A 6,556-nucleotide genomic window follows, 5' to 3' on the forward strand; every position below is an offset into this window, starting at 1 on the left:
GTAAACTCTTTATCAAGTAATGTACCCGTTCTGTTTATTCTCTGTTGTACATTTGCATACTGATGTCCCATCATTTCATCTGTTGCCTGATAGAATAAAATTTCTTCATTGTTTCCTATGCTGTTCAGCTTATTGAATAATGCTTTTTCCCTTGTTCCGAGTCCCTCCACTCCGTATCTTTGTTCAAGACCGTCAAGGAAGTTATACGTATCTTTCACATCTACAGGAGTGGCTTCTTTGCCTGCCCAATTTGTATAAGGAATTTTTGATAAATAAAGTTTATTTATCTGAAACGGAATTCCTGTTATTGAAGGATCTTTTAAAGTAGCTGTCGCTCCCCAAGTCAATGAACCTGAATATATATTCCATTCTCTTACCCCCGGATTATTTTCGATAGTTTTATTATAAGGATTTATAATGTTCGGATCATTTATCTCAATATGTTTACTTGTTGTCGCTTGTGCAGCTTCCGCTCCTATTATAAGATCGGCCTTTGAAGTTAGAAGTCCTAAATTCTTTATAGGCACAGTATAATCTACACTTGAAGTATTTATATACATTCCTATTGATGATAATGATACTTCTTTCGGTACTCCGGTCATTGAAGTATTTATAACTTCAGGTGTCACAATTTGACCATTTACTCTTATTGTTGCTGAAGGTGAACCTGCCGGTGCAGATATTGTTATTTTAGGATTGACAGGAGAAATACTTTTATCAGTATCGTTCTGTTTGAACTCTTCCTGATGTCTTCCGTTAGAAGCATATATTTCACCATAATTTTCTACAATTCCACCTTTTAATAACAGTCCTACACTATCACCTTTAACATTTGTAAGTTCTATTTTACCTGTATTTATTAATTTTGCATTTCTTCCTAAAACCACACCTTTCACATCTTTAAGTCCAGCTACAGTTGTTCTTATATTTCCGCTATTAGTGACTATCGCTCCTTCATCCGCATATATTCCCGTTACTCCATCAGCTTCAAGATTTATGTTTCCTGTATTTACTCCTTGACTTCCAACTCCGACTACATACATTCCGGTACTGTTTGTACCTTTTATGTTTATTGTACCTTCATTTCTTACATTTCCTGTATCTCCAACTACCGGGTTTCCTGCCGAGTCTAAAATTACTTCATTTGTTATCGGATCTCTTTTAATATATCCTCCCCCAAGTCCTACTCCATAAACTGTTTTAATTGGACTTGAAGTATCAGGATTTGCACCGCTTTCTCCGACATTTATCGTTCCTCCGAGCCTATTTATAACTGTTCCGCCATTACTTGCATACATTGCAACATTTCCTACTCCGTTTGTAAAGTCCAACATCCCAAAGTTTTCTGAAATTCCTGCTGCATATATTCCATAGTTTTTATGTCCATTTGTTACAACATTTCCATAATTTACAACATTTCCGTTTACATCATTTGAATAAATATACACATTATTATTTTTTAAAGTTGTATTCGAGTGATTATTTATTTTGTTTGATGTTCCAACATTTACAAATCCGAAAGAATTATCAGCAAGATTCAGATTTCCTCTATTTGTTATAACCTGATTATTCCCATCGTTGTAAACTCCTACTCCTTCAGCTGTTCCTACATTCAGATTACTTCCTGAAAGCAGATCCACATTTCCACCTCTTGAATAAATTCCTATTCCTTCACTTCCTACTGTTGTAGTTGAACCTGCTCCAAGTTCTGCCGCATAAGAATATATTCCCACAGATTTATTTCCTGCTGTTATTGTTCCATTATTTGTAGCTTTATTTGCAGCCGTATCTACATACATTCCGATATTAGGCGATGTTACTGCAGCTGAATCCGCAATATTTAAAACTCCCGAAGCCCCGTTTACTATATCGGTTCCCTTTCCAATTATATTAAATCCATTTACAGTGGAGGCATTTATTGTAGCGTTATTTGTAAAAGTTCCTCCTCCGTCAGCAAAAATAGATGCTATTCCTCCGGTCGTATTTGTACTGTTTACTATGTTTATATTTGTATTATTTGCTGCATTCAGGTTATTATATACTAATCCTACAGCAGTTCCTGTCCCGGAACCTGTATATTTAAGCTCTAATGGACCGAAACCGTTCGTCAATGCTGTATTTCCTGTAACATATATTCCTGTTCCGCCTTCTTTTACTTCTATTCCATACCCTGAAAGTAAGTTTGCTTCTGAATTTTCTGCATAAATACCTATTCCATTTATTCCGACTTTTATATCTGATGAACCTGTCCCTGTAAGATTTAGTGTTCCTCCCACTCCGGATGTTCCTTTTAATAATATGCCCACTCCACCATCATTTAAAGTAATTTTTCCTGTATTGTCTATAGTAACTCTATCTCTTGTTACACCGGATTTATTATTGTCAGCATAAATTCCCACCGCTGTATTTCCTGCTACTTTTATTTCTCCATTATTTATTATTTCAACTGTTTTAGCTCCTGAAATATTTGCATGAGAGCCTGCCAAGTCTGTCCCGTAATTCGTTGGAGAAGAAGTTGTGGATGTTCCCATCATTCCTACTCCTGATGAAGTAGCTTCTATATTTCCGTCATTTATTAATTTACTTCCATTTGTTCCGTAAATTCCTGCTCCGTTATCAACGATTACTTTTCCTGACATTCTGTTATGAGCCGTTCCAAAACTTACATTCATACCGGCTATTCCGTTAGCAGCCGTTCCTCCGTTAATATTTACAGTTCCGTCATTAAATAACCCTGATTCCTGATTAGTCAACGCAGTATTATTGGAGCCTATTGAAAAACCTTGACCTACAAATGTTGTACCGTTTCCTGTTATTGTTTTTCCTGCATTAAGAGTTACAAGTTTTTTTTCCATATTTAAGTAGTTATATCCATCATTTGTATCACTTAAATTAACATCGGCATTAATAGCTAAGGTCCCTCCTATAAGAGACGTTGTATATGTAAATCCATTAGAATTTATTGCATTAAATTTAGCAATATTTTTTACATCATTAAGAAAAGAATTTGATGAATTTCCTGCCCATGTAGTATTCAGATCTCTAAATACTCCCAAATTTACTCCTGATTTTCTCAATTCAACTGTTACATTACCCATTCCCTGATATTTTTCAGTTCCTGTTACATTTGTTGTATAATCTGCAGCTGTTCCTGACACCAGTATTCCATCATACATATCAATTGTAGTAGCTCCTGTAAACCTTACAATTCCGTTGTTTTCAGCATAAAAAGGAGTAACATTGTTATGACTGTCATCTGTAATATCTTTATTTTCTATTGTTCCACCTTTAAATTCTACAGTTCCGTTATTTTGAGCTATCAATCCTCCATATAAACCTGTATATAATTTATTTGTTGTACCGTTTAACTGTATTTTTGAATTAGCTCCCGTTGCCAATGCTCCAATACCTTTTATTTCTGAATTTCCTTTAATTAAAATTGTTCCTCCTGAAAGTGCATACCCTCCGATATTTGAATACAAATATTTTTGTGTATCGGCATCATTTGCAGCCCATTCATCCATTGCTTTAATATTTCCTTCTGTTATTACATTTCCTTCTGTTTCAGCATAAGCAATAATGGATTTGTATCCCTTTGCTTCAGTATTTTTCTCAATTGAGATTTTACCTTTGTCTTTTGCAACATAAGCTATAGGATATACTTCAATATCTTTATTTGTTGCTATATCTTTTCCATAATTTTTATATCTTCCTGTCAGTACAACATCTGTACCTATATTTATTTCACTTGACAAACCTTCTAATGTTGCAGCTGCTGCAGTCATATTAGGATTATTTGTCAATTTCCAGTTTCCTTGTGAATATGCGATAATTGTTCCTGTTGCTGCTTTATTTGCAACATCATTATGAGAGATTGCTCCTGCAGAAACTGCATCTGTTCCTGTAGTGATATAGTCCTGTATTGCAGTAGTTTTTATAGGTACAAGTGTATTATCCCCGGCCCTATGAGTGTTTGTAGATTTTGCCACATCAAGGACAGTACCGTTTTGTGATACAAACATAATTCCGTTTTTGGAATATTTACCGAAACGTATATCTACATCATTTACCTGTAAAGATTTTATTTGGTCATTGTTATAAATTGTAGGTGCTCCTAAATCGGTAGAAGGAGTTATTCCGGCTCTTTGCCCTGAAATTGCAAATACTCCGACATTCTGTTCTACGGCTCCTGCATCACCTCCTGTCATATTACCGTTAGCAGTTTGAGTAGCTCCTCCATTTATATTCAAGCTTTCCCCTATAATTGCTTTTGCAAGAATCTCTCCCTGATAAATACCTACACCTGATTTTCTCCAATTATCCACTCCAATAGTATCTAAAGGTGACCATCTGGCTATATTAGTCAAATCTTTTGAATTATTAAAAAACAATATTATATTTCTATCACCATAAGATATAGGTGCTGTTGTCATTTTCAATGACGGTGTCATTCCTGTATTATATTTGTCTATAATATTGGCAGTTTTTGTACTACCGTCATAACTTGTCATATTTACATTATGTCCTATAAGGTTCTGATAATTTGCAGTATATCCGAGACCTGCATAAACCATATTACCGTTACCTTCAAGTTTATAAGTTCCTTTACTGTCCAGTTCAAAAGAACCTTGGGCACCCAATGCTGAATAAACTATATTATTATTTGATGCTATATCGGCATTTACAGTTCCTATAAAGCCGCCACGTTGTCTGGGAGCACCTGTATGAGTATTATGGAAGAGTATTCTTTCATAAGTTGCAGGATAAATATAAAATATACTGTTGTCATCTCCCTGAATGTTTACTTTTACATTGTTAAATTTATTTACACCTGCCCACCATGTTTCTATTGAAAGAAATGCAGCTTTTCCATAAAGATTTCCTGTAATGTTTTTCAAAGTCCCATTCCATACTGTGTGTATAGCTATCTGTCCATCATGATTATTTCTGGATTTTCCGGCTCCATTTACATTTCCTGCTGCATGAAATACGGCATTTTCATATTCAAATCCTGTTCTCGCAGCTGAAGTATCATTTTGATTATTTAAATATGTCAATGATCCCGGTCTATTTACATTTCCGTTAACTCCTGCATTTACACCATATTCGGGAGTATAAGCCTGAGTATTAGGATTATATCCTCCCCAAAGGATTTCTCCACCTGCATTATGAGGAAAAACTGCTGTCGAATGATGACTTCTTATATTCCCACACGTAAAACAATAATCACTAAAAGGATTTGTATTAGGTGAAGGTAATGTGACTAAAATAGTCGGCGGTGTTACTGTAGGTAATTCTACAGGCTCCGGCGATCTCAAATTTATATTTATAATAGGAACAACAGGTGCATTTATTACAGGTAGTGTTATCGGTATAGATGATTTTACTATAGTTCTCGGTATTATTGCAGTTTCAGCTTTTGCACTTGCTAGGGGCTCAGTATAATCTATTGTACTTGATATACCGTAACCTCTATTTAGTCCCTGTCTTGCAGTTGATGATGCTGAAAAAGGATTAGATGATGTTGAGAGTAATTTATACTGCTCACTTAATGGTGATGTATATCTTTCAAAGGAATTTGTACTTCTTTCAAATATTCCTTCATAAGGATATTTTTCTTTTTTGTCTCCTCTTCCTTTGTATACTCCTCTCCAGTTACTGTAAAAATAATTCATTCCGAACTGCCATGAACTCCAAGGAGACTTGACTACCTGATCTCCCTGTTCCATTAACTGTATAAGTTCAAGATTTGCATTTTTAAGTAGTTTGTTGTTTTCTCTTTTAGCTTGCCTGAATGCTGTATGTAATCCTTTTATAGAAGTATCAAGTTCTTTTCTTGTCTGATTTATAGTATTTTCTGCGGTTTTTACTCCAGGCGATATAAGCCCTTCTGAAAATGTCGACATTCCCATTAATAAGAAAGTCAACAGAAGCCCTTTTGTGTACTTTATATTTTTACATCTTTTGGCTAATGCTCTTAAATCTTTCTCCATTCTTTTTAAATTATTGCTCATTGCTTTTTCTCCTTTTCCAATTCTCAAATTTTTTTTATTTTTTAACTTATTTTCAAAATTTAATACTTTATTTTCTGCACTTAAATCTTTTTCATTTTTAATTATTTTAAAGTTTATATTTAATAATAATATTAGATGAAATTCATAGTTTTTCTTTAAATACAGCTTAGTTTTGTCTTTATTTAATATAACAAATAATAGTAAAAAAAACAACTCCAAAATTCAAAAAATCCCTTTTTTAAAACATAAATCCAAATAAAAAATAATAAAAACCAAAAAATTATTTCTAATTTATAAAAGATTTCTTACAGAAGTAATAAATAAAAAAGTACACCCTTGAAATCAATTTTTACATAATTTTTAAGTGTACTTTTTCATTTAGCTTTTTAAATCCTTAAGTAATAGGATTATTAAGAATTATTCTCATAGATTCAAAATTATTAGTAAATAGCTCTAAATCCTATTCCTCCTCTTACATTCTTTCCTTTTGTATCATATCCTGCATTAAATGTCACTCCGAATCTCTGGTTCTCAACTCCGAT

The 6,556-nt window shown here is 33.7% G+C and carries 1 protein-coding gene; it reads right to left on the reverse strand.

What is annotated here, in order from left to right; all coding sequences use genetic code 11:
• A partial coding sequence (locus tag EII29_RS10950; protein WP_125237560.1) for an autotransporter-associated N-terminal domain-containing protein occupies positions 1–6,014 on the reverse strand: 6,014 nt, incomplete at its 3' end.
• Positions 6,015–6,556 lie beyond the last annotated feature (542 nt).

Origin of the sequence: Leptotrichia sp. OH3620_COT-345 (assembly GCF_003932895.1) — a bacterium.
In the GTDB taxonomy this organism is placed as follows: domain Bacteria; phylum Fusobacteriota; class Fusobacteriia; order Fusobacteriales; family Leptotrichiaceae; genus Pseudoleptotrichia.